The organism is Vibrio atypicus (assembly GCF_009811315.1).
In the GTDB taxonomy this organism is placed as follows: Bacteria; Pseudomonadota; Gammaproteobacteria; order Enterobacterales; family Vibrionaceae; genus Vibrio; species Vibrio atypicus.
In genome coordinates this window covers 57517-82427 of record NZ_BLID01000007.1, presented here as the reverse complement: position 1 = coordinate 82427, position 24911 = coordinate 57517, and the positions used below count along the sequence as shown (strand labels likewise).

The following is a 24911-nucleotide window of genomic DNA, read 5'->3' as shown; positions in this document are numbered from 1 at the left end:
ACAAATGAAATTTTGGAAACAGTCGTTGTTAGCACTGGTTGCAGCAAGTCACGTTAACGTGGCAGCAGCAGAACCAGTCGCACTTGATAAAATTAACGTGATTGTAAATAGCGGCGTTATCTTAGAAAGTGACGTGGATAGCTCAATAAAAACACTGAAAGTAAACGCGAAAAAGAGTGGCCAAGGCTTGCCTGAGCAGGACGTTTTGCGCCAGCAAGTGACCGAAAAGCTCATTATCGATACCTTACAACAGCAAGAAGCTGAACGTATCGGTGTTCGTATTGATGACAACCGCCTCAACCAAGCGATTGAAGAGATTGCGAAAAACAACAATCAAACAATTGAGCAACTGAGCGCATCCGTTGCAGCTGAAGGTTTGAACTATCCGGAGTTTCGCGAACAAGTACGTAAAGAAATCGCAGCAAGCGAAGCACGTAACGCACTAGTTCGTCGCCGCATCAATATTCTTCCTGCTGAAGTCGACAATCTAGCGAATATTCTGGCTCAAGAGACCAATGCAACGGTGCAGTACAAAATCGGCCACATTCAACTACGTGTGAATGATGGTGATGACGCCGCAGCGATTGAAAAACAAGCGAACGAGATTGTCGCTAAACTAAATAGCGGTTCAGATTTCGCAACAATGGCATACACCTACTCTAAAGGCCCTAAAGCGCTTCAAGGCGGTGATTGGGGCTGGATGCGTAAAGAAGAGATGCCAACAATCTTCGCAGATCAACTAAGCCTACAAAACAAGGGCAGCATCATTGGTCCTTTCCGTAGTGGCGTAGGTTTCCACATTTTAAAAGTTGAAGATGTTAAGGGTTTAGAAACGGTAGCCGTAACAGAAGTGAATGCTCGCCATATCTTAATTCGCCCTACAGTCATTCTAAGCGACGAAGGCGTACAGAAAGAGCTCAACGAGATCATTGAGCGTGTTCAAGCTGGTGAAGCAACCTTTGGTGAAATGGCTCGACAGTACAGCCAAGACCCTGGTTCAGCGGCACAAAATGGCGAACTAGGCTTCCAAACTTCTGACCTTTATGTACCAGAGTTTAAGCATCAAATCGACACGCTACCGAAAGGCCAAATTAGTAAGCCTTTCAAAACCGTGCATGGTTGGCATATTGTTGAAGTCATCGATCGCCGTGAAGTAGACCGTACTGACTCAGCACTAAAAAACAAAGCCTATCGCATTTTGTTCAATCGTAAATTCAATGAAGAAGCGAGTGCATGGCTGCAAGAACTCAGAGCTAGCGCTTTTGTTGAAGTGATTAAGGACAACGAAGATGACAGTTAAGCGCATCATCGTCACGGCAGGTGAACCAGCCGGTATTGGGCCAGATTTAGTTTTAGCGCTATCTAAAGAGAGTTGGGCCCATCAGATTATTGTGTGTGCTGACAAAGCGCTACTTGAACAACGTGCGAACGAACTTGAAATTGACGTTGATTTATTGGATTACAATCCACAATCTTTGCCAACAGCTCAGAAAGCGGGCTCACTGATTGTTGACCACATCCCTCTCGCGGAATCAGTTATTGCCGGTGAGTTGAACGAAGCGAACGGACATTACGTATTAAAAACACTAGAAAGAGCTGCATTGGGCTGTATGAATGGTGAATTTGATGCTATTGTCACCGGCCCTGTACACAAGGGGGTAATTAACCGCGCAGGTGTCGCCTTTAGTGGCCATACCGAGTTCTTTGCGGATAAATCAAATACCCCTCTTGTAGTAATGATGCTGGCAACCGAAGGCTTGCGCGTCGCACTCGTTACTACGCATATTCCTTTGGCTTACGTTTCTAAAGCGGTAACCGAAGAACGACTGGAAAAGATCATTCATATTCTTCACTCTGATTTAGTGGAGAAGTTTGCGATTCCATCGCCTAAGATTTACGTGTGTGGTTTAAATCCGCATGCAGGTGAAGATGGCTGTCTCGGTAAAGAAGAGATAGAGACCATCACACCAACCCTTGAAAAACTGCGCCAGCAAGATGGTATCGATTTAATCGGCCCTCTTCCCGCTGACACTATCTTCAATGATAAATACCTTGAAGAAGCCGATGCAGTTTTAGGAATGTACCATGATCAGGTACTTCCAGTATTAAAGTACAAAGGTTTTGGACGCTCAGTAAATATTACTTTGGGTTTACCTTTTATCAGGACCTCCGTTGATCACGGCACTGCATTAGACCTAGCAGGGACAGGCAATGCGGACACAGGAAGCTTCAGAACTGCATTAGCTCATGCGATTGAGCTTGTAGAAAAGAAAACCAGTTAACTTGAGAAAATTATGAGAAATGATGTCCACTTAGGGCACAAAGCACGTAAACGCTTTGGTCAAAACTTCTTAAATGACCCGTATATCATCGACGGTATTGTCTCTGCTATTAATCCAAAACCAGGCCAAAACTTGGTTGAGATCGGCCCTGGTCTTGGTGCAATTACAGAGCCTGTAGGTCGTGAAGTTGATAGATTTACTGTTATCGAACTAGACCGCGACTTAGCGGAGCGTTTACGTAATCACCCAGAGCTTGCGGACAAACTGACAATTCATGAAGGCGATGCAATGCGCTTCGACTTCTCGCAGCTTGTGAAGCCAAACAACAGATTACGTATCTTTGGTAACTTACCATACAACATCTCTACTCCATTGATGTTCCACCTATTTGAGTACCATAAAGACGTGCAAGACATGCACTTTATGCTACAAAAAGAAGTGGTTAACCGTTTGGCAGCTGGCCCAGGTACAAAAGCGTACGGTCGTCTAACCGTTATGGCTCAGTACTATTGTAAAGTTGTACCAGTTCTAGAAGTACCACCAACAGCGTTTGTTCCGCCACCAAAGGTAGATTCTGCGGTTGTACGTTTGGTTCCTTATGAAGTGCTACCATACCCAGCAACGAACCTTAACTGGCTAGATCGCGTTTGCCGTGAAGGCTTTAACAAGCGCCGCAAAACAGTTCGCAACTGTTATAAAGGCCTTGTCGCAGCAGAAACTCTGGAAGAGATCGGCATCGATCCTGGTATGCGTCCAGAGAACCTAACACTGAAACAATTTGTTGATTTAGCGAACTGGCTAGATGCAAACCACAAATAGTTTCGACTAAAATAGAGGGTGATAAGCGAAGGTTTATCACCCTTTTTTTGGCTTTAAGCAGGAGTTTACATGGAAGCTGTCCCTTGTATAAAAGTCCAAGTTCATAGCAAATACATTCCCGAGCAAAGTCAACCAGACTCTAAGCGCTACATTTTTGCTTACATCATCACCATTAAAAACCTTAGTAACCAAACCGTACAACTGATCAGCCGTCGTTGGTTGATCACCGATGCAAACGGAAAACAACTCACGATTGAAGGCGATGGTGTGGTTGGCCAACAACCGTTCATCGATGCGAAAGATGAGTACACTTATAGCAGTGGCACCGCCATCGAAACTCCGGTGGGAGTCATGCAAGGTCAATACATTATGCAAGATGGCAAAGGCCAAGAGTTCATTGCTGAAATTGATCCATTTAGACTCGCAATCCCAAACATTCTCAACTAATTAAATAAGGGCTCACTGTGTCGACCTATATCGTGGGTGATATCCAAGGCTGCTTTGATGAACTGCAGCTACTTCTTGAGCAAGCCAACTTCAATCCACAGCAGGATACGTTATGGCTTGCTGGTGATCTCGTTGCCCGTGGGCCAAAGTCATTGGAGACCTTACGCTTTATTAAAAGCTTAGGTCAAAGTGCAAAAGTCATATTAGGTAACCATGATTTACATCTATTAGCCGTCTCACTTGGTATCCACAAAGTAAAAAACAAAGATAAAACCGCGCCAATCTTTGAAGTGGAAGACAAAGATGAGCTACTCAACTGGCTACGTTGCCAGCCGCTTCTGGCAGAACATGACGAGTTTGTAATGTGTCATGCGGGTATTTCTCCGCAATGGGATCTAGCCCAAGCACGTAGCTGTGCACGCGAAGTTGAGGCAATCTTGCAAAGCGATAAGTGGCCTTGGCTGATAGAAAATATGTACCAGAACCAACCTGACTTATGGGACGATAAACTACAAGGTATTGAGCGTTATCGTTACATCATCAACGCCTATACACGAATGCGTTTCTGCTTACCTGATGGTCAACTTGATATGGACTGCAAATTGCCACCCGATGAAGTATCAGATACGCAATTCACGCCTTGGTTTTTGCTTAAACAAAGGATCCCACTCAGTAAAACCGTTCTGTTTGGCCACTGGGCAGCATTAGAAGGTTACGAAGGGAGCGACGTTATTGGCCTGGACACTGGGTGTGTTTGGGGAGGGCGTTTAACTATGCTACGTTGGGAGGATAAAACGTTTTTCAGCCAACAAGCTTTGTCACAATAAACGCTCGTCATTCCCAAGCGGGGAAAATAAGCAAATTGGGAACCTCTAATAATTAATCCACTTTTTAGAGGCTCCCCACTCCCTCATCCTTCAGTTCATGGACTGACCCCCTTAAGAGCAAAGGGCGAGCGAGTTAGAGTTTTCAAGACTAAGCAGAGTTATTTCTCAAGCACTACAAAACGCATATCATGAGCATTCTTATCATCCGCTGCGTAGCTTTCTGAATAAATCTCTTTAAAGGAGTCATCCCATTGCGGGAATTGCGTATCGCCTTCAATGTCTGCGTCAATGTGGGTTACATACAGCTTATTCGCTTCTGGCAGGCAAGCTTGATAAATAGTCCCACCACCAATGATCATGACTTCTTCCACATCACCAGCGGCTTTCAATGCTTCCTCAATTGAAATTGCCGTCGTCACTCCGTCGATCTCAAGACCAGCATCTCGGCTAATCACGATATTTTGACGACCTGGTAACGGGCGGCCTATCGATTCATAAGTTTTACGTCCCATAACAACGGGCTTCCCCATAGTACAACGCTTAAACCAAGCAAAATCAGCGGGAAGATGCCATGGCATTTGGTTGTCTTTACCGATAATTCGATCCTTTGCCATCGCGGCGATCATGCTAATGATCATTGAGTTACTCCTTTGAGCTTAAACTATGGGTTTTCGGCGATAGAATAACAACCCAGGCATCGCTAAGCCAACTGCTAATCCAGCAATAATAAACATTGCTTTGAGGAAATTTTCCATCAGCATAGCCACTAGTTCAGGGCTATAACCTTGATGATTTAGCTCCACCAATGCAATCATCGCCTTAAAAGCAAACACACCGGGTACCATTGGGATGAGAGCCGCAACAGTAAACACCTTAGGGTGAGCAAAAAAACGATGTGACCAATGTATGCCGACCATACTCACGATCATCGCAGCAAAAAAAGTCGCCCACTCTATGGGGATTCCGTAGTGCATCATTAAGTAACGTGAGCCATGGCCAATAGCGCCGCCTAACGCGCAATAAACTAACGCTTTTTGCGGCACGTTGAATACCAAAGCAAAACCTACGGCTGGAATTGCAGCAAAAAGCATATCGTTGGCTAGCCCTAGTAAGAGTCCAAAAGTAATCATACTACCCACCCCCAAACACCAACTAAACTCATCGCTGCCACAATACCTAAGCTTGTTGCTAACGTGAGTAAACTGGCCATAACAAAACGAGCAATCCCCATGTTGATATATCCCTTGAGCATATCCGCGACTGAGTTAATCAATGGGAAACCGGGAACCAGCATTAATACCGAAGAAGCCATGACAATCGAAGGAGAGTTACCCAACTCATAGATCACAGCTTGAGCAGAGACCGCAGTAGTAACAAACGCTGTGGCTGCAAAGTTTAATAGGGGATTGAAGTGACGATGACCAATTTCTTGTCGAACTACCATGCCAGTCGTGGAAGCGATGAATGTCATTATAAAGACGATCCAATCCCCGCCAGCTAATCGACTAAATGCCGCACAAGATAAGCCAATCATAAAGACAACAAGCCAACGGTTATAACGCTCCGGGCTTATCTGATTGAGCTTATGCTGCGCCATAACATGATCGATAATGCCGCGCTCCAACATAATGCAAATACGTTGAACTTGAGTAATTGCACGCATATTAATCCCACGGTCAGGACAACGACGAGCCGTCGTAATGCAATGCTCTTGATAAACCGTCGTGACAACCAAAGAACTAGCAGAGAGGGATACTTCCACTTCATCCATGCCAGAAGCCATGCCTATGCGACGCATAAGATCGCCAACTAAAGTACTTTCCGCGCCATGAGCTAAGAGCATTTGCCCTGCTTGCGCAATCAAACGAGACACCGCCCGTTGTTTAGATGCCATAAATCAATCCTACTCCTTTAGAATGCGGATATTGTGCGGGTAAACAACCAATAATGATTTGATTTAGACACAAAAAAGCCGCAATTGATATTGCGGCTTTGCGATTTACTTAGGTATTAGTCGCGAACGTAAACAACGTGACCGTCATCTTCTTCGTCGTCCCAATCATCCCAGTCTTCGTCATCTTCAGTGATAACGTCAGAACCTGACATAGCGTCTTTATGGTAGTCGTCCCACATGAAGTTAACTTTTTCTTCTTCAGTTACTTCTTCCTCTTCACGAGGTAGGTTTTCCATAAAGTCAGCCAGTTTGAAACATAGCTCTTTAGTACCGTCACGGTTTACCGCTGAGATCTTAAAGTAATCTTCTTCCCAACCTAATGCATCAAGAATACCCTGGATAATTTCATCCGCTTCTTCTTCAGGCATAAGATCGACTTTGTTGAAGACTAACCAACGAGGTTTACCAGCCAGTTTCTCACTGTATTGCTCTAGTTCATCAATGATCGTTAACGCATTTTGGATCGGATCACTTTGATCGATCGGCATAATATCGATCATGTGCAGCAGAACGCGACAACGCTCAAGGTGCTTCAAGAAACGAATACCAAGGCCAGCACCATCCGCAGCACCTTCAATAAGACCCGGAATATCGGCAACCACAAAGCTCTTTTCAGGAACCACACTCACTACGCCCAAACTTGGGATCAGCGTTGTAAACGGGTAATCCGCTACTTTTGGTTTCGCTGCAGATACCGCACGAATAAACGTCGACTTACCTGCGTTTGGTAGACCTAACATGCCCACATCAGCCAATAGCAATAGCTCTAGGCGAATCTCACGGATTTCACCTTTCGTACCTAATGTTTTCTGACGTGGTGCGCGGTTTACTGAAGATTTAAAGCGCGTGTTGCCAAGACCGTGCCAACCGCCTTTTGCGATCATCACTTTCTTACCGTGTTCCGCAACTTCAGCTACGATTTCATTTGTGTGGATATCCACAGCACGAGTACCCACAGGAACACGAAGCACTTTGTCTTTACCGCGCTTACCTGTACAGTTACCACCGCGACCATTTTCACCGCGCTCCGCTTCATAGAAGCGTTGGAAACGGTAATCAATCAAGGTATTTAGGTTTTCATCAGCTTGGATATAAATATCACCGCCGTCACCGCCATCACCACCGTCAGGGCCGCCTTTCGCAACGAATTTCTCTCGCCAGAAACTCACTACACCGTTGCCGCCATCGCCGGCTTGAACTTTAACTACCGCTTCATCAACGAATTTCATCTCTTACTCCGCCCTTTTGCTATTTAACATAGCTGCGTTGCAAATATCATCTCACTACCACACCATCGTGACAGTGAATGATATAAATTCTAGCAGATTCCATTTTCAGATCGATCACCTGAGATCTTAGATCGCTCTGCCACTCTGGAACAAATAATGAGGGACTCTTTACAGAGTGCCTGAGTATTGGTTCTTCGCTTGCCACAAATAAAAAACCCCGCCGAATCGGCAGGGCTTTTGAATTCAGCTAGAAAGCGAATTATTAACTAAGCAAAAGCTTAATCAATTACTCAGCTTCGATGCTAACGAATTTACGGTTTTTAGGACCTTTAACTTCAAATTTCACTTTACCTTCAGTAAGAGCGAAAAGAGTGTGGTCTTTACCGATACCAACGTTAGTACCAGCGTGGAACTTAGTACCACGTTGACGAACGATGATGTTACCTGCAAGAACAGATTCACCACCGAAACGCTTAACACCTAGACGTTTGCTTTCTGAATCGCGGCCGTTACGAGTAGAACCACCAGCTTTTTTGTGTGCCATTGTTAAACTCTCCTAATCGATTAAGCGTTGATACCAGTGATTTTCACTTCCGTGAACCACTGACGGTGACCTTGTTGCTTACGAGAGTGCTTACGACGACGGAACTTAACGATTTTAACTTTATCGCCACGACCGTGTTGTACAACTTCAGCAACTACCTTGCCGCCCTCAACAAGAGGAGCGCCAACTTGGATGTCTTCACCGTTAGCTACAAGAAGAACTTTATCAAATTCAACTGTTGCACCAGTTTCAACGTCTAATTTCTCTAAACGAAGGGTTTGACCTTCGCTTACACGGTGTTGTTTACCACCAGATTGGAAAACAGCGTACATATCTTACTCCGCTTTTTCCGCACAGCCATATGCATATATAGTGAGCATCTTGGGTGTGCGCTAAACTAATCATCAATAGGGCGCAGATTCTACAGAAGAGATGTCCCCATGACAAGCCATATTTTGAAAAAATTGGCGAAAAGCTGTTCGCCAATTAAAAGTGCGGCAATCATGCCCTTTAAGCATGTATTAATCAACGTTTTTTAGTGTATTATTCAGCTCATAAAACAGATAAGAAGCCCTTATAAGTTCTAACTTCAGCCGGATTTACCATGGATTTTAAAGCTATCCAAGCGCTAACTGCCGATGACATGGCAAAAGTGAACGAAACAATTCACGCCCAACTCAACTCAGACGTATCTTTAATCAACCAATTAGGTTTTTACATCATTAGTGGTGGTGGTAAGCGCATACGTCCTCTGTTAGCAGTATTGTCTGCTCGCGCTTTGGGTTATCAAGGAAACGCACATACAACATCTGCGGCCTTTATCGAGTTCATTCACACAGCAACGTTATTGCATGACGATGTGGTCGATGAGTCAGATATGCGCCGTGGTAAAGCAACCGCGAATGCTGCATTCGGTAATGCAGCTAGCGTTTTGGTCGGTGACTTTATCTACACTCGCTCATTTCAAATGATGACTGAACTAGGATCAATGAAGATCCTTAAGTTAATGAGTGATGCGGTTAACATCATTGCGGAAGGCGAAGTTCAACAATTAATGAACTGCAACGACCCTGATACGACCGAAGAAAGCTACATGCAAGTCATCTACTCTAAAACAGCTCGCTTGTTTGAAGCAGCGACTCAGATTGGCGCAATTTTGAATGACGCCCCTGCAGAAGTAGAACTTGCTTTACAAAACTATGGTAAATATCTAGGTACTGCATTCCAACTTATCGATGACGTGATGGATTACACTTCTGACGGTAAAGAAATGGGTAAGAATGTGGGCGATGATCTCGCAGAAGGTAAACCAACGCTACCGCTTCTTTACGCTATGCAAAACGGTACTGAAGATCAGACAGCGATGATTCGTGAAGCTATTGAAAAAGCGAATGGAATGGAAAAGCTGGATGACATCATGACTGCGATGAATGAGACAGGCTCGCTTGAATACACTCGTCAGAAAGCCTACCAAGAAGCTGATAAAGCCATTGCTGAATTAGATGTTCTTGAAGATTCTCAGTATAAGCAGGCTCTCATTACACTTGCTCATATGGCGGTTCATCGCTCAAGTTAATAGCAACACTTCAAATATGACAACGGGAACCCTTAGGTTCCCGTTTTTACCATCTAGTCTAGTAAACCTTATTCGATGGCTTCATTCCAGCTCAGCAAGTCGAAGGTAAATTGACTGCTATATCACCATGGTGCAAGTCTAATGCTTGTCTGTATCAATAGTGATATTTTTTACCCGCACTTGTAACCTAGCAATAAAACTTCCTCAAAGATGCAAAATTAGTATGTTTTGTGAGCGATATATTTTTTAGAGTGATTAAATAATCATTGTTGCATATTAATTTCATTTTCGACTCTGAAGTCTAGCCAACATCACTAAAGTTTCACCTAACTGTCATATCTTCCATACCTAGCTGACCCACTCCTGAAACATCACTTTCATATCCTCAATGACAACCATGCCAGATTGAGGTGATTATGCATTCAACCAGTCCTTTTCGCTTACCTCGTAAAACCCCTTTCGGAATAGGTGAACACCTAGCAGAGTGGGCAACAGGTCTAAATAAGCTTGAGCAATTTTACACAAAACGTCCTATAGGATGTGACACCCCTAGCTTTCTTCGTTTCACACTCGAGATCTTAGGGATCGACTATCAGGTAGCAAAAGGATCAATCGATCACATTCCAATTAGCGGGCCAACCATTGTCGTTGCAAATCATCCGCTAGGTGGCGTTGAAGGCGTTATTCTGGCTGAACTGCTGCTCCAGAAAAGAAGTGACGTCCAAATTCTCGCCAATCAATACCTAAAAACCGTACCTGAGCTCGACAAGCTGTTTATCGGTGTAGATGTCTTCAATACCGATAAAGCAGCAATAGCCAACTTAAAAGCACTCCGTCAAGCTCATCAACATCTCGCTTGTGGTGGATTACTCCTGTTATTTCCGGCTGGGGAAGTTTCACAAATGGTTGATAACAAAAGCCAGAGAATTGAAGATAAAGAGTGGAGCCGCTCAGTCAGCCATTTAGTACGCAAATCTAAAGCAACGACGGTTCCGATTTTTATTGATGGGCAAAACTCCAGACGTTTCTATTTAGCTGGTAAGATTCACCCGTTGTTGCGAACTTTAATGTTAGGAAGAGAGCTACTCAATAAATCCTCACAGCCCATCTCTCTTTCCATTGGTTCTGCGATCAAATACAAAGAGCTACATAACTTAGTCGACAACCAAGTTGCCAACTACCTCCGTTTAAATACCTATCTGTTGCAAAGCCAACCAGCCTTGACCAAATCAGCTAGCATCCAAACTACGCCGCTACCTGTCGTCGATCCTCTGCCCGTTAGCGATCTCCTAATCGATCTTGAACATATTCCAGAACAACACCACCTCCTTTCAAGTAACCAATTTGACCTCTATTGCACGAAAGCAGAACACATCCCTTCAATCTTGCATGAGATAGGAAGACTTAGAGAGATTAGTTTTCGCCAAGTCGGCGAAGGAACTGGTCTCGCTTTAGACATTGATCAATTCGATCGAGACTACTACCACCTTTTTATTTGGGATCGCGAACAACAATGTTTAGTTGGCGCTTATCGTTTAGGGCTTGTCGACGCCTTAATAAAGGAGAAAGGATTAGATAGCCTATATTCGCGCACTCTTTTTCGCTATGACTCTCGACTTATTGACAGTATGGGTAAAGCTATTGAAATGGGTCGATCGGTTATTGATCAGCGTTACCAAAAAAGCATGGGCGCCTTACTTTTGCTTTGGAAAGGCATCGCGACTTTTGTCTCACGCAATCCTGACTATACCCACTTATTCGGCCCAGTCAGTATCAGCAATGATTACAGTGAACAAGCAAGACAATTACTCGCAGACAGCATGACACTGCACTATTACGATGATGACAAAGCTGAGTATGTATCGCCATCAAACCCATTAGCCCCATCAGCCAAAGCTTGGAACACCAGTATGCTGACTGCATTAGGCGACCTACAATTATTATCTCGTGTTTTAGCACGTATTGATGAAGGGAAAGGCGTCCCCGTTTTACTGCGTCAATATCTGGCACTCAACGGTAAACTGATTTCATTTAATGTCGACCCCTATTTTAACAATGCACTCGATGGTTTGATCCTCGTCGACTTAAGACAAGTGGAAAACAAAACTCTGGCTCGTTATATGGGAGCGGCTAAAGCCAGTCGTTATCTTTCTTACCATCATTCTTCGAAATAGACTGCCAGGATACTCAGTGCTGCGTGACATATGCAGCACTTTTGCTATCAAAATTATCTTCTCAAAAGCATCACTGTTTTGCACAAATATGGTGCGCTTTGGTTTTTCAATAAGGAATTACCGCCTTAGATTCAATACTGGCTAGTCATTCATTCCAGGTTAGCTTTAATCAGCAGAATAAAATTAGATTGACGAAAAAATCAACAAGCGAAAAGCTAACCCTTGGACACTCAAAACAACAAGGAAGTCTAACCGTTATGCTGCCAAAACAATTGTCACTTCGATCACTACTTAGCGGAGTACTCGTCACTTCTCTAGCACTAAGCTCATTTACAAGTTTAGCCGCTGAAAAAGTTTACCGACTTAAACTCGCAGAGACCTGGGGGCCTAACACTCCCATCTTAGGCGATGCCACAAAAAACATGGCTCAACTCGCTGAAGAGATGTCCAATGGCAGGCTCAAAATTCGTATCGACTCTGCCAACAAACACAAAGCGCCATTAGGTATTTTCGATATGGTGAAATCAGGCCAATACGATTTAGGCCATTCCAGCTCTTACTATTGGAAAGGAAAGGTGCCAAACACTCTTTACTTCTCTTCGATGCCATTTGGCATGATTTCTACCGAACAATACGCGTGGTTTTATCGTGGTGGCGGTATGGAGTTAATGGAGAAAGTCTACGCTCCGCACAACCTTCTTTCATTCCCTGGCGGCAATTCAGATATTCAAATGGGTGGCTGGTTTAAGAAAGAAATCAATTCAGTAGCCGATTTACAAGGTTTAAAAATTCGCATTCCGGGCTTTGCCGGTGAAGTGATGGCAAAGGTGGGCGCAGCACCAACCAATATTGCCCCAGGCGAGCTATACACATCTCTAGAGCGCGGTACGATTGATGCTTTGGAATGGGTCGGCCCAGCCTTTGACCTGAGGATGGGTTTTCAAAAAATCGCACCTTATTACTACACCGCGTGGCATGAACCGGGCTCGGAAACTCAGTTCTTAGTCAATAAAAAGACATGGAACAAACTACCTAAAGATTTGCAAACCATCCTAGAAACAGCATTCCGAGTGGCTGCTTTTGATATGTATACCCAAGCTGTCGACGCTAACGCCAATAGCTGGGCAACAATGAGTGCAGAGTATCCTGATATTAAAGTGCGTGACTTCCCACCAGAGGTACTTCAAGCCATGCAAACTGCAACAGCAGAACTTCTCGAAGAACAAGCTAGTAATGACGCGCTAGCGAAAGAGATCATTGAATCCCAAAAGCGCTACTTAACCAAAGTACGAGCTTGGACAGATATTTCTTCGAAAGCGTATCTTGATAGTACTCAATAGCTATAAGGGCAGAGTTTCTCTCTGCCCACTCTCCTTCCAATCAGTAACAATTAGGCTTCTAACCTATAACGTCAAACTGTTACTTTATTTCAAATCAAATTAAAACGTGACAAAAATCACCACAAGGCTATTTATTAACCATACCACTAGCGCGACACACCTCACACAAATAATCACACCCAAAGATCAACAAAACAAATAAGTGACATAAATCACATTAAGGTTGATTTAAAAAATAATAAAAAAGAGATCTAAAGCAATAAAAATAAATTGACAAATAAGTTAATAGTAATTTGTAGCTAAATTACAATGTCAGGAAGCGTGCTGTGTCACATAAAAAAGATTGGAGTGGTGAGTTATTGGGGAGTAAGTCACAAAAAACCCGTTGTCAGTTCTAAATGAAAATTGTGTGGTAAATTGATTATGAACTAAACAATCAAGCGGTTTTGGCGAACCGCACTACTACAATATTCATCAGAACATCAAACGGGGAATTCCTATGATATCACCAGATGCGAAGATCAAGATACAAAATTTTGGTCGTTTTCTGTCTAACATGGTAATGCCGAATATCGGTGCGTTTATCGCATGGGGCTTTATCACAGCACTTTTCATCCCAACAGGTTGGCTACCTAATGAAACGCTAGCCTCTATGGTTGGGCCTATGATCACCTACCTTTTACCTCTGTTGATTGGTTATACCGGCGGTAAATTAGTTGGCGGTGAACGTGGAGCTGTCGTCGGTGCGATCACCACAATGGGTGTGATTGTCGGTACCGACATTCCAATGTTCATGGGCGCCATGATGGTTGGCCCGCTTGGTGGTTGGGCAATCAAGAAATTCGATAACTATATCGATGGTAAGGTCAAAAGCGGCTTCGAGATGCTGGTTAATAACTTCTCTGCCGGCATTATTGGTATGGTATGTGCCATTCTCGCCTTCCTCTTCATTGGACCCTTTGTCAAAGTTTTATCTGGTGGTTTAGCGGCAGGTGTTAACTTCCTGGTATCAGCACACCTTCTACCTTTAACCTCTATTTTTGTTGAACCGGCAAAGATCCTATTCCTCAATAACGCGATCAACCACGGTATTTTCTCCCCTCTAGGGATCCAACAAGCGTCTGAAGCTGGTCAATCTATCTTCTTCTTAATTGAGGCTAACCCAGGTCCTGGTCTAGGTATCCTTCTCGCTTACATGGTGTTTGGCAAAGGTACAGCCCGTCAAACTGCAGGTGGTGCATCGATCATTCACTTTTTCGGTGGTATCCATGAGATCTATTTCCCTTACATTCTAATGAATCCTCGCCTAATCCTTGCAGCTATCGCAGGTGGTATGACAGGCGTATTCGTTCTAACTCTCTTTAACGCTGGTATCGTTTCTCCAGCATCACCAGGTTCAATCTTCGCAATCTTATTAATGACCCAGAAAGGTTCGATCGTTGGTGTACTAGCATCTATCGCAGCTGCAACGGGCGTATCATTCGCAGTAGCGGCACTACTTATGAAGACGCAGACTTCAACAGAAGAAGATGGTGATGAAGCAGCACTTGAAAAAGCCACATCACAAATGAAAGGCATGAAATCGGCATCAAAATCTAGCTCAGTAGCAAATAACCCAAACAAGGGTAAGATCGACCTAGCTAATGTTAAAAGCATTATCGTAGCTTGTGATGCAGGTATGGGTTCAAGTGCTATGGGTGCCAGCATGCTGAGAAAAAAAGTGCAGAGCGCTGGTTTAAACATTGATGTAAATAACCTTGCAATAAATAGCTTAACTGAGAGTGCCGATATCGTGATTACCCATAAAGATCTAACTGATCGTGCACGTAAGCACGCTCCAAACGCACAACATATTTCTCTTACAAACTTCCTAGACAGCGAGATGTATAACCAGCTGGTCACTAAATTGTTAGCAGCACAAAAAGGGCAAGCTGCAAACGATAGCCAAGCCATTAAAGTGTCTGTACTTGCAGCCAATGATGATCACTACGAAGCACAACAACCTTCTGTGTTCCAAATTGAAGCTGAAAATATTCATCTCGACTTAAAAGCAAAAACCAAAGAAGAAGCGATTCTCTTTGCCGGAAATAAACTGGTTGAGATGGGATACGCTGAAGCTGAATACGTTGACGCAATGTTTGAACGTGAAAAACTGGTCCCAACCTACTTAGGCGAGTCTATTGCAGTTCCACATGGCACTGTTGAGGCAAAAGACAAAGTAAAGAAAACCGGCATTGTGATTTGCCAGTACCCTTCAGGTATTCAATTCACTGATGACCAAGAAGATGTAGCAAAACTGGTTATTGGTATTGCTGCTAAGAATGATGAACACATTCAAGTTATTACCACCATTACTAACGCACTCGATGAACCGAAAGCAATTGAAAGGCTAACTAGCACTAAAGATGTTTCTGAGATTCTCAGCATCTTAGGTAAGCCACAAGCAGCTTAAGCTCATCATTTACTTTGCTCCTGAGAGCAACGAGGTCAACTGTCACCCCCTATGCGGTTGGCCTCACCCTAGAGTCGTTATTTTCAATTATTTGGTAGGTATTATTATGAAAAATGCAGTTCACTTTGGCGCAGGAAACATTGGTCGTGGGTTTATCGGAAAATTATTGGCGGATGCAGATGTTGAAGTCACCTTCGCCGATGTCGATGCCCCTCTAGTCGACCAACTGAGTCACAAACAAGAATATAAGGTAAAGGTGGTCGGTAATGAGTGCCAAATTGATACGGTTACTCATGTTACAGCTGTCAACTCTGCCAGTGATGATGTCATCGAGCGAATCATTCATACCGATCTCGTCACCACAGCCGTAGGCCCAAATGTACTGGATATCATCGCAAAGACTATAGCAACGGGTATCAGCAAGCGCTTTGAAGCCGGCAACAATTCACCTTTAAATATCATCGCCTGTGAGAATATGGTGCGCGGCACAACTCACTTAAAAGGCGAAGTGTATAAACATCTCGAAGAGTCATTGCATGAAAAAGCCAATGAGTTGGTCGGTTTTGTCGATTCAGCCGTTGACCGTATAGTACCACCAGCAGAAGCAGCTAACGATGATCCTCTAGAAGTCACCGTAGAAAGCTTTAGTGAATGGATTGTCGACGAACAGCAATTCAAAGGTGAAATCCCTGATATTTCAGGAATGGAAAAGACGAATAACCTAATGGCTTTTGTAGAGCGTAAACTCTTCACTCTCAATACTGGGCATTGCATTACCGCTTATTTAGGCTGCCTAAAGGGCCACAAGACCATTCGTGAAGCCATCGAAGATCCGTCAATTTACGCTGAAGTAAAACAAGCAATGATTGAAAGTGGTGAAGTCCTTATTCGTCGTTACCAATTTGATCAAGAGTTACACAATGCCTACATCAATAAAATCTTAACCCGCTTCGCTAACCCTTATTTAGTCGATGAGGTAGACCGCGTAGGCCGCCAACCAATTCGCAAATTAGGTGCTAACGATAGATTAGTTAAGCCATTACTGGGTACAATTGAATATGGCACTGAAAACCAAACACTTTTGAAAGGTATTGCCGCTGCGCTTAAGTATCAAAGCGACGACGACCCTCAGGCGATCGAGCTGCAAGATTCAATTGAGAAACAAGGGATTGGCAAAACTCTTGCTCAATACACTGGATTAAGTGAGAGCAGCGAAGAAATAGCGAAAATTAAAACTATTTTCGAAACACTATAACCATCAAACTCAAGGGGAGTAATGACTCCCCTTACTAACAGAATATTTAGTTCAATATATGGCAGAAAATATCAATGAAACTGAAATTATAGAGCGATTAAACAACGCGCCTTCGGTACGCGGTTTTTTCATTGCTGCCGTTGACGTATTTAATGACTCCATTGATGCACTCATGCAACGCATTTTTCAAAAAGACAACTTTGCGGTGCAATCCGTTGTTGGGCCCCTACTTCACGATTCAGGTCCACTAGGCGATTTGTCTGTTCGTTTAAAGCTACTATTTGGCTTAGGTGTCCTTCCTGACCATGTCTACCATGACATCGAAGACATAATAAAAATCAAGAATGTATTAAACAGTGATGCCTCTGATTATGAGTTCACTGACCCTAATATTTTAGAGCCTATTAAGAAACTAAATTTAGTAAAAAAAATGGGGATGGTTCAGCTAGAAGTCACAGAGCCAGATGACGATATCGACTTAGAGTTTTATCAGCTTCAACTTCAAAGACAGCAACAAATTATCAAATCTGGGCTCTCACTGGCTATTGTCGAAATTTGTAATGAACTCGGTAAAGAGAGCCCTTTTTAGTCCACTGCCTTACCTAACAATTTTGAAATTATTAATTACTGAAGCCAAGTTACGAATATTAAAAAGCCGAGGTCACCCTCGGCTTTTATTATGCTATTCAGTTCGGCTTATTCGACGGTGACTGCCTTAGCCAAATTACGTGGTTGATCAACGTCTGTCCCTTTGATTAGCGCAACATAGTAAGAGAGTAACTGCATTGGGATCGTGTAGTAGATCGCCGCAGTAATTTCGCTCACATGTGGCATGGTAATGATCTTCATTGTCTCATCACCTTCAAAACCAGCATCTTCATCAGCAAACACGTACAGCAAACCACCACGCGCACGCACTTCTTCAACATTCGATTTTAGTTTCTCTAATAGTTCATTACTTGGTGCTACAACCACAACAGGCATGTCTGCATCAATCAGAGCTAACGGGCCGTGTTTCAGCTCACCTGCTGCATAAGCTTCCGCATGAATATAAGAGATCTCTTTTAGTTTAAGAGAAGCTTCCATCGCAATTGGGTAGAACTCACCGCGACCTAAAAAGAGAGTGTGGTGCTTATCGGCAAAGTCAGTCGCTAACTCTTCGATCTCTTTCTCAAAAGAGAGCGCAGCATTGATCTGCTTTGGTAGTGCATGAAGCGCTTGTACGATCTCTTTTTCTTTCTCTTTGCTAACACGGTTTTGCTGCTTACCTAATGCAGTCACAAGCATCAACAATGCAGACAACTGAGTGGTAAACGCTTTAGTTGAAGCAACACCGATTTCCACCCCTGCGCGAGTCATGAAAGCAAAGTCTGATTCACGAACAAGAGAAGATCCCGCTACATTACAGATAGTCATTGCAGCCATGTAGCCTTTCTCTTTAGCCAAGCGTAGGGCGGCCAGAGTATCAGCCGTTTCACCAGACTGAGACAGAGTGATCAAAAGGCTATTTGGACGAGTCACAAATTTGCGATAGCGGAATTCAGACGCGATTTCGACATCACAGCTTACACCAGCAATATCTTCAAACCAGTATCGCGCAGTCATACCTGCATTATACGAGGTACCACACGCTACAATCTGTACATGCTCAACCTTATTTAAAATCTCAACGGCGTTCACTCCAATCGCTTCCGTCACAACAGAATCTGCCGTCAAGCGTCCTTCCATCGTATTAATCAGAGCGGTTGGCTGTTCGTAGATTTCTTTTTGCATAAAGTGGCGATATTGGCCTTTATCACCCGCATCATGCTCAGCGTTAGATTCAATGATCTCGCGCTCAACACGCTCACCAGATGCATCAAAGACGTTCACCTCACGGCGAGTAATCTCCGCAATGTCTCCCTCTTCTAGATACATAAAGCGTCGAGTTACGTTTAATAATGCCAATTGATCCGATGCAAGAAAGTTTTCTCCTACACCAAAGCCAATTACGATTGGGCTTCCTGAGCGAGCCACTACGATACGTGAAGGATCTTTACGATCCAATGCTACCGTACCATACGCCCCTTCTAACTGTTTCGCCGTTTTCTGTACCGCATCACATAGAGATTCTGATGTACGCAGTTCCCACTCAACCATGTGCGCAATAACTTCGGTATCGGTTTGAGATTCAAATACATAACCACGAGATTGAAGAATTTCGCGTAGCTCTTCGTGGTTTTCAATAATGCCATTGTGCACGACTGCAATATCGCCTGACATATGTGGGTGTGCATTCGCTTCTGATGGTTCTCCATGGGTTGCCCAACGTGTATGAGCAATACCTGTACCGCCAACCACTTCTGCCGAATCTACCGCGTCAGCCAACTCTTGAACTTTGCCCAAACGACGTATACGCGTTAAGTTAGATGCACCATCGACAATTGCTACACCTGCAGAATCATAGCCTCGGTATTCCAGGCGACGTAATCCTTCTACTAAAATTTCTGCGACATCTCGTTGTGCGACTGCACCTACGATTCCACACATATTATTAACTCCAATTTATTTGATTCCAGGTGGCAGCAAGCAAAGGCCAAATCCTGATTAGTTAGGTTTAAGTTGTTATAAATATCTACGCGCAAATGACTTTGATGCCATGCGATTCAATCGTTCGCTTATAGTCTGGCTCTAAGTCTTTGTTCGTAATTAATATGTCAATCACATCCCAGGCGAGTTCTAAATTAGGAATCTTTCGACCAATCTTTTCTGACTCCACCATAACAATCACTTCGCGGGAAACTTCCGCCATCACTTTACTAAGGCCCACAAGCTCGTTGAAAGTGGTTGTTCCTCGGTCAAGATCCACGCCGTCAGCACCAATGAATAACTGATCAAAGTCATATGATCGTAGAACAGATTCAGCCACTTGCCCTTGAAAAGACTCTGAATGTGCATCCCATGTTCCACCCGTCATGAGCAGTGTCGGCTCACTTTCAAGTTCATTGAGTGTATTAGCAACCGTTAGAGAATTCGTCATTACAACCAGTCCTCGCATACCGTCTAGCTGCTTAATTAACGCCCCAGTAGTACTACCACTATCGATGACGATACGATTGTGTTCTCGAATTAATTTCGCAGCCGCTTCGGCCAGTTCATTCTTACGAATCGAAACATTTTTACTCAATTCATCCGAAACCACTTCTTTAGGAAGAGCAATCGCACCACCGTATCGGCGAAGCAACTGGCCATTTTTTTCCAATGATGCAAGATCCTTTCTAATTGTGACTTCCGAAGTTTCGAATTGAGCGGATAGCTCTTCAACGCTCACTTCTCCTTTTTCATTTACAAGGTTAGAAATGGTATGCCTTCTCAGCTGAGTGTTTCGTTTCGACATTTATTAATTACTTTAAAGTTTCGAAGTGAAAGCAATTATAGTCAAGTCGAAACTTTTAAGTCTATTTATTTCGATCCAAAAAATTAATAAATAGCACCAAAACCTTGTCCTAAGACAATTGTTAAGCAGTGATATTGGAATGATTAGGTGGTAGAATCCGCAACCTAAAAGAAAAAAAATTACAGAATTGACCGTTATTTTTTTGCAATCTAGGCCATATATCCTAGTTTTGTCACATAAAGATGGCACTTGACGCCCATAAGTTGGTCATAAAATGACTAAACTTATGAAAGACTTTCAGTTCTGAAGCTAACAAAACAATCCGCTACCTTTATAAGTTGGCAGGCACAAAATGCCTAAAAGTAGCTTGAGCTTCAGACCAATAACCAACTTTCAAATTGTAAATATATAGACCGGAGAGTATCTTCCATGAAAAAGACCAAAATCGTATGTACGATTGGCCCTAAAACTGAATCTGTAGAGAAGCTAACTGAACTAGTAAACGCAGGCATGAACGTAATGCGCCTGAACTTCTCTCACGGTGACTACGAAGAGCACGGCACTCGTATTGCGAACTTCCGCGAAGTAATGGACAAAGTAGGCAAGCAACTAGCTATCCTACTAGATACTAAAGGTCCTGAAATCCGCACTATCAAGCTAGAAGGCGGCAACGACGTTGATCTAGTAGCTGGTCAAGAATTCACTTTTACAACTGACATCTCAGTTGTTGGTAACAAAGACGTAGTAGCCGTAACTTACGCTGGCTTCGCTGCTGACCTAAACGTTGGTAACACTATCCTAGTTGATGACGGCCTAATTGAGATGGAAGTTATCGCTACAACTGAAACTGAAGTTAAGTGTAAAGTTCTTAACAACGGTGCTCTAGGCGAAAACAAAGGCGTTAACCTTCCTGGCGTTTCTGTTCAACTTCCAGCTCTATCTGAAAAAGATAAGAACGACCTTAAATTTGGTTGTGAGCAAGGCGTTGATTTCGTTGCAGCATCTTTCATCCGTAAAGCATCTGACGTTAAAGAAATCCGTGAAATCCTAGACGCAAACGGCGGCTCTGACATTCACATCATTTCTAAGATCGAAAACCAAGAAGGTGTTGATAACTTCGACGAAATTCTAGAGCTTTCTGACGGTATCATGGTTGCTCGTGGTGACCTAGGTGTTGAAATCCCAGCTGAAGAAGTAATCTTCGCTCAAAAAATGATGATCGAGAAGTGTAACCGTGCACGTAAGATGGTTATCACTGCAACTCAAATGCTTGATTCTATGATCAACAACCCACGTCCAACTCGCGCAGAAGCGGGTGACGTTGCGAACGCAATCATGGATGGTACTGACGCAGTAATGCTTTCTGGTGAAACAGCAAAAGGTAAGTACCCAGTTGAAGCGGTAACTATCATGGCTCAAATCGCTAACCGTACTGACACTGCACTTAAAGCTGAACTAGGTTCTCGTCTAGACAGCCCACGTCTACGTATCACTGAAGCTGTATGTAAAGGTGCAGTAGACACAGCTGAGAAACTAGCTGCTCCACTGATCATCGTTGCTACTGAAGGTGGTAAATCTGCACGTTCTGTACGTAAGTACTTCCCAACTGCAAACATCATCGCACTAACAACAAACCAAAAGACAGCAGCTCAGCTAGTTCTAACTAAAGGTGTTCGTCCAGTTCTTGTTGACTCTATCGACAGCACAGACGCTTTCTACAAAATGGGTAAAGAGTACGCTCTAGAAGCTGATTTTGGTAAGAAAGGCGATATCGTTGTTATGGTTTCTGGTGCACTAGTTGCTTCAGGCACAACAAACACAGCTTCTGTACACGTTCTATAAGAATTAGAGAACTTTCTCACTATTCGATAAAAAGAGGGCTTCGGCCCTCTTTTTTTTATATATTTTCCTTGCCCCAATATTCAGTACGCTATATCATCAGTCACACAGGTCGGTACTACGTACCGTTAAAATTACATTGAATTTATATAACCACGTTTTATGTGAATGAGGATTGTGTCGTGTCTAGCCCAACTTTGACAGATAAAGTATCAAAAATGATCTATCTGGATATCTTAAATGGCGAGTTGAAACCTGGCCAAAAGCTAGTCGTTGCTGAGCTAAAGTCCAAATATAATGTCGGCGCATCGCCGATCCGAGAAGCTTTAGTTCAGATGTCTTGGACAAAATACGTCAATCTTGAACCACAAAAAGGTTGTTGGGTTGCCCCTGTCACTATTGAAGAACTTACCGACCTTTATCAAAGCCTTCGGTTTGTTGCATCGGAATTGCTTAGACAAGCCATAGAATCAGGCGACGAAAGTTGGGAATTGGAAGTACTCACTTCATTCCATAAACTCTCTCGAGTAAAGCACTCCCAAACAGATTTAGATTGGGCTGAGTGGGAAGAGCGTCAGCATCAGTTTCATGTTTCACTGTTAGAAGGTGCGCGTTCAAAACACATGTTTAACTTCTTCATAGATTTGATCAATCAAGTAAAGCGCTACCGCTACTTTGCTTTAAACAACGGCATAGATAAAAACGCATTCAATATTGATGAATACGAAGCGATCATGAAGCTTGCTCTGGCGAAGGACACTGAACAAGCAAAAGAAAGATTTGAACTGCATTTAACCCGTTCAATGCAGCACATTCAAAACGTGATTGAATCTGCAGCATAAACTGAATCAAACAATAAAAAACGAGCATTGCGCTCGTTTTTTTATGCAACGTCAGCACTAGACAAACAGGTAGAGACTCGATTTCGCCCTGATGTTTTCGCTTCATACAAGGCAATATCGGCCAGTTTATAGCTTCTTGTATTATCACTAAGAAGATCCGTCACGCCCGCACTGATCGTCACAGATAGGTCAGGAGCAATCTCGACAGCAACACGCACCCGTTCAAGCGCAAGTTCGGCTTCTTTAATCGTCGTGTGCGGTAAAATTATTGCAAACTCCTCTCCGCCAATACGTGCAACAAAATCCGTCTCTCTCAGCGTGTCTTGAATAATGCTACCAACTCGAGTAATCACCCGATCCCCTTCATCATGTCCCAATTCATCGTTCACACGTTTGAAATAATCAATATCGAGTAATGATAAACAAGTGACTGCACCTTGCGGGTATCGCTCTTGAAGCCGAGAACAAGAACGAATTTCTAACTCAAACTTTCTGCGATTCCATAACTGAGTCAACTCATCTTTCTCACTCAACATACGTAAACGTTCTTCTAACTGTTTACGATCACTGATATCGACCAAAGAGCTAATGTAGTAACTCACGCGGCCGGACTTCGCTCGCACACTTTGCACCCGCAATATAGCTGTGACAGAGTCAGAATTTCCAAAACGCTTAAGGACAACCTCGCCTTCCCAAAAATGATTACTTGCGACTTGCTCAAAGATAAACAGCATACGATCAAGTTGCTCATCACCAAGTAACTTACTTAAAGAATTCTTCGATGCAATCTCATGTAAAGCGAGCCCCGTTAAGTGAGTAAACTCATCATTAACTAATATTACGCGATGATTTCGGTCTGAAATGATGACTGCAGACATGCCACTTAACGCCGCCCGAGCAAGCTGACTTTCCACGCTTCGCTTACGGTAATAAATGACAAGCCAAGTTGTCGGCACAACAAAAGCAAACATAAGGAGGACGACTAAGATCGCTTCCTGTACTAAGTCCTCAAGTTCTCCCTTTGCGATGTCGTCTAATTGTTCAGGGCTAAAGTTGATCACAAGGTAAAGCTGCTGTTCAGGTGAGAGGCGAATTCGGTTATAAACGACTAAGTGATCATTCTCGACAAGATAACCTGATTGATCTTCTTGCATCGAAAACCAAGAGGCTGGGTAATCGATAGAAAAGTTATATTGGGCTCGCCTTTCGATTAAATGACCAAAAAGCTTAGTTTGATTATCTCCAGCTAAGAAAAAACCATCGTCATCAATCAATTCTGGTTTAAAGAGTTCATCTGGTGAGTAGTTCAATCTTGACGCCAAATACCATACATCAATATTTAGCACCAAATAGCCCGCCTTCATGTCGTTCACAAATACTGGCGTGAACAGCCTAAGTGTTGGTTGATACGGTAAAGCTATTTCACCATTTTTGTACTCAAGGTCAATCCCCCAAGATCCAATTTGATTCTGCGATAGCTCTTGTGCTTTAAGGAAATAGGCTCGCTGAGACTTGTCTTCATAGCTATTTCCAACCACGACTTGATGGTCACTATAGCTGACTTTGATCTCCTCAATGCCCTGCAAGTTAATATAGCGGATCTGGCTATACCACTTCTGATTAATGGCGACTGAACTCCATACTCCCTCAACGATCTTTTTATGATCTCGGGTCGAATGCTGAATATAGTCGTGCATATTGCGACTATGCGATAGGAGCTCAATAATTGAGAAAAATTGGTTTCGTGCAGAGAGATACTCACGCTCACTATAAGCAAGTTGATGAGCAGCTTGCTTGGCCGTTTGAGTGATAACCTGCTGTTTAACCTGATTATATTTATGGATATAGTAAGTGGTTACTACCAGTGTGAAGAATAGAGTGGTGGTAATAAGATACGAAACTACATTTTTACGCCTTGCCACTGACTACTACTCCTCATCAATAGAGCAAATAGT

At 43.3% G+C, this 24911-nt stretch carries 22 protein-coding genes; 13 read left to right on the top strand and 9 right to left on the bottom strand.

Features of this window, described 5'->3' with window-relative positions; genetic code table 11:
- Window positions 1-4: 4 nt before the first annotated feature.
- The 5 genes from surA (at window position 5) to apaH (ending at window position 4375) form a co-directional block, all read left to right on the top strand.
- Window positions 5-1300, top strand: coding sequence for a peptidylprolyl isomerase SurA (gene surA, locus GVO60_RS15290; protein WP_159655543.1), 1296 nt, complete (start codon window positions 5-7; stop codon window positions 1298-1300).
- Entirely contained in the window at window positions 1290-2282 is a 993-nt protein-coding gene (pdxA, locus tag GVO60_RS15285) for a 4-hydroxythreonine-4-phosphate dehydrogenase PdxA (RefSeq protein WP_159655542.1), read from the top strand. Before surA ends, pdxA begins: the two co-directional genes overlap by 11 nt.
- A 12-nt stretch (window positions 2283-2294) precedes the next feature.
- Window positions 2295-3101 (top strand): 16S rRNA (adenine(1518)-N(6)/adenine(1519)-N(6))-dimethyltransferase RsmA, encoded by an 807-nt coding sequence (gene rsmA / locus GVO60_RS15280; RefSeq protein ID WP_159655541.1) that lies wholly within the window; start codon window positions 2295-2297, stop codon window positions 3099-3101.
- Window positions 3102-3170: 69 nt separating this feature from the next.
- Window positions 3171-3548 (top strand): Co2+/Mg2+ efflux facilitator ApaG/CorD, encoded by a 378-nt coding sequence (gene apaG / locus GVO60_RS15275; protein WP_159655540.1) that lies wholly within the window; start codon window positions 3171-3173, stop codon window positions 3546-3548.
- Window positions 3549-3565: 17 nt separating this feature from the next.
- Window positions 3566-4375, top strand: coding sequence for a bis(5'-nucleosyl)-tetraphosphatase (symmetrical) ApaH (gene apaH, locus GVO60_RS15270; RefSeq protein ID WP_159655539.1), 810 nt, complete (start codon window positions 3566-3568; stop codon window positions 4373-4375).
- A gap of 158 nt (window positions 4376-4533) precedes the next feature.
- Here the strand turns inward: apaH and folA are convergent, their stop codons facing one another.
- The 6 genes from folA to rplU all read right to left on the bottom strand — a co-directional run bounded on the left by folA (window position 4534) and on the right by rplU (window position 8434).
- Window positions 4534-5013: a type 3 dihydrofolate reductase gene (gene folA / locus GVO60_RS15265; protein WP_159655538.1), complete on the bottom strand. Its 480-nt coding sequence runs from the start codon at window positions 5011-5013 to the stop codon at window positions 4534-4536.
- Window positions 5014-5031: 18 nt separating this feature from the next.
- On the bottom strand, window positions 5032-5505 hold the full coding sequence (locus tag GVO60_RS15260) for a threonine/serine exporter family protein (RefSeq protein ID WP_159655537.1): 474 nt from the start codon (window positions 5503-5505) through the stop codon (window positions 5032-5034).
- Entirely contained in the window at window positions 5502-6269 is a 768-nt protein-coding gene (locus GVO60_RS15255) for a threonine/serine exporter family protein (RefSeq protein WP_159655536.1), read from the bottom strand. Before GVO60_RS15255 ends, GVO60_RS15260 begins: the two co-directional genes overlap by 4 nt.
- 116 nt (window positions 6270-6385) lie before the next feature.
- The gene (cgtA, locus tag GVO60_RS15250) at window positions 6386-7558 is read right to left on the bottom strand and encodes an Obg family GTPase CgtA (protein ID WP_159655535.1); all 1173 of its coding nucleotides are present in this window, start codon (window positions 7556-7558) and stop codon (window positions 6386-6388) included.
- A 286-nt stretch (window positions 7559-7844) separates the two neighbouring features.
- The gene (rpmA, locus tag GVO60_RS15245) at window positions 7845-8102 is read right to left on the bottom strand and encodes a 50S ribosomal protein L27 (RefSeq protein WP_004409945.1); all 258 of its coding nucleotides are present in this window, start codon (window positions 8100-8102) and stop codon (window positions 7845-7847) included.
- A 20-nt stretch (window positions 8103-8122) separates the two neighbouring features.
- Complete coding sequence (gene rplU / locus GVO60_RS15240; RefSeq protein ID WP_006074830.1) at window positions 8123-8434, bottom strand: 50S ribosomal protein L21; 312 nt, start codon at window positions 8432-8434, stop codon at window positions 8123-8125.
- Window positions 8435-8706: 272 nt separating this feature from the next.
- Here rplU and ispB point away from each other — a divergent pair, with 272 nt between their 5' ends.
- The 6 genes from ispB (at window position 8707) to GVO60_RS15210 (ending at window position 17488) form a co-directional block, all read left to right on the top strand.
- The gene (gene ispB, locus GVO60_RS15235; RefSeq protein ID WP_159655533.1) at window positions 8707-9678 is read left to right on the top strand and encodes an octaprenyl diphosphate synthase; all 972 of its coding nucleotides are present in this window, start codon (window positions 8707-8709) and stop codon (window positions 9676-9678) included.
- A 416-nt stretch (window positions 9679-10094) separates the two neighbouring features.
- Window positions 10095-11852 (top strand): bifunctional lysophospholipid acyltransferase family protein/GNAT family N-acetyltransferase, encoded by a 1758-nt coding sequence (locus tag GVO60_RS15230; protein ID WP_159655531.1) that lies wholly within the window; start codon window positions 10095-10097, stop codon window positions 11850-11852.
- A 257-nt stretch (window positions 11853-12109) separates the two neighbouring features.
- Window positions 12110-13192, top strand: coding sequence for a TRAP transporter substrate-binding protein (locus tag GVO60_RS15225; RefSeq protein ID WP_159655529.1), 1083 nt, complete (start codon window positions 12110-12112; stop codon window positions 13190-13192).
- A gap of 499 nt (window positions 13193-13691) precedes the next feature.
- Complete coding sequence (locus GVO60_RS15220; protein WP_159655527.1) at window positions 13692-15644, top strand: PTS mannitol transporter subunit IICBA; 1953 nt, start codon at window positions 13692-13694, stop codon at window positions 15642-15644.
- Window positions 15645-15750: 106 nt separating this feature from the next.
- Window positions 15751-16899, top strand: coding sequence for a mannitol-1-phosphate 5-dehydrogenase (locus GVO60_RS15215; RefSeq protein WP_159655525.1), 1149 nt, complete (start codon window positions 15751-15753; stop codon window positions 16897-16899).
- Window positions 16900-16957: 58 nt separating this feature from the next.
- A complete protein-coding gene (locus GVO60_RS15210; protein WP_159655523.1) occupies window positions 16958-17488 on the top strand; it encodes an MltR family transcriptional regulator in 531 nt (176 codons plus the stop codon).
- A 107-nt stretch (window positions 17489-17595) separates the two neighbouring features.
- On the opposite strand, the gene glmS is transcribed toward GVO60_RS15210, so the two are convergent.
- Together glmS and GVO60_RS15200 are read right to left on the bottom strand one after the other, a co-directional pair.
- Window positions 17596-19428, bottom strand: coding sequence for a glutamine--fructose-6-phosphate transaminase (isomerizing) (gene glmS / locus GVO60_RS15205; protein WP_159655521.1), 1833 nt, complete (start codon window positions 19426-19428; stop codon window positions 17596-17598).
- Between the two features lie 85 nt (window positions 19429-19513).
- The gene (locus GVO60_RS15200) at window positions 19514-20275 is read right to left on the bottom strand and encodes a DeoR/GlpR family DNA-binding transcription regulator (RefSeq protein ID WP_159655519.1); all 762 of its coding nucleotides are present in this window, start codon (window positions 20273-20275) and stop codon (window positions 19514-19516) included.
- 429 nt (window positions 20276-20704) lie between these two features.
- On the opposite strand from GVO60_RS15200, the gene pykF reads away from it, so the two are divergent.
- Together pykF and GVO60_RS15190 are read left to right on the top strand one after the other, a co-directional pair.
- On the top strand, window positions 20705-22117 hold the full coding sequence (gene pykF / locus GVO60_RS15195; protein ID WP_159655517.1) for a pyruvate kinase PykF: 1413 nt from the start codon (window positions 20705-20707) through the stop codon (window positions 22115-22117).
- A gap of 179 nt (window positions 22118-22296) precedes the next feature.
- Complete coding sequence (locus GVO60_RS15190) at window positions 22297-22956, top strand: GntR family transcriptional regulator (RefSeq protein WP_159655515.1); 660 nt, start codon at window positions 22297-22299, stop codon at window positions 22954-22956.
- A gap of 41 nt (window positions 22957-22997) precedes the next feature.
- Here GVO60_RS15190 and GVO60_RS15185 read toward each other — a convergent pair whose 3' ends face one another.
- Window positions 22998-24878, bottom strand: coding sequence for a GGDEF domain-containing protein (locus tag GVO60_RS15185; protein ID WP_159655513.1), 1881 nt, complete (start codon window positions 24876-24878; stop codon window positions 22998-23000).
- Between the last annotated feature and the right edge of the window lie 33 nt (window positions 24879-24911).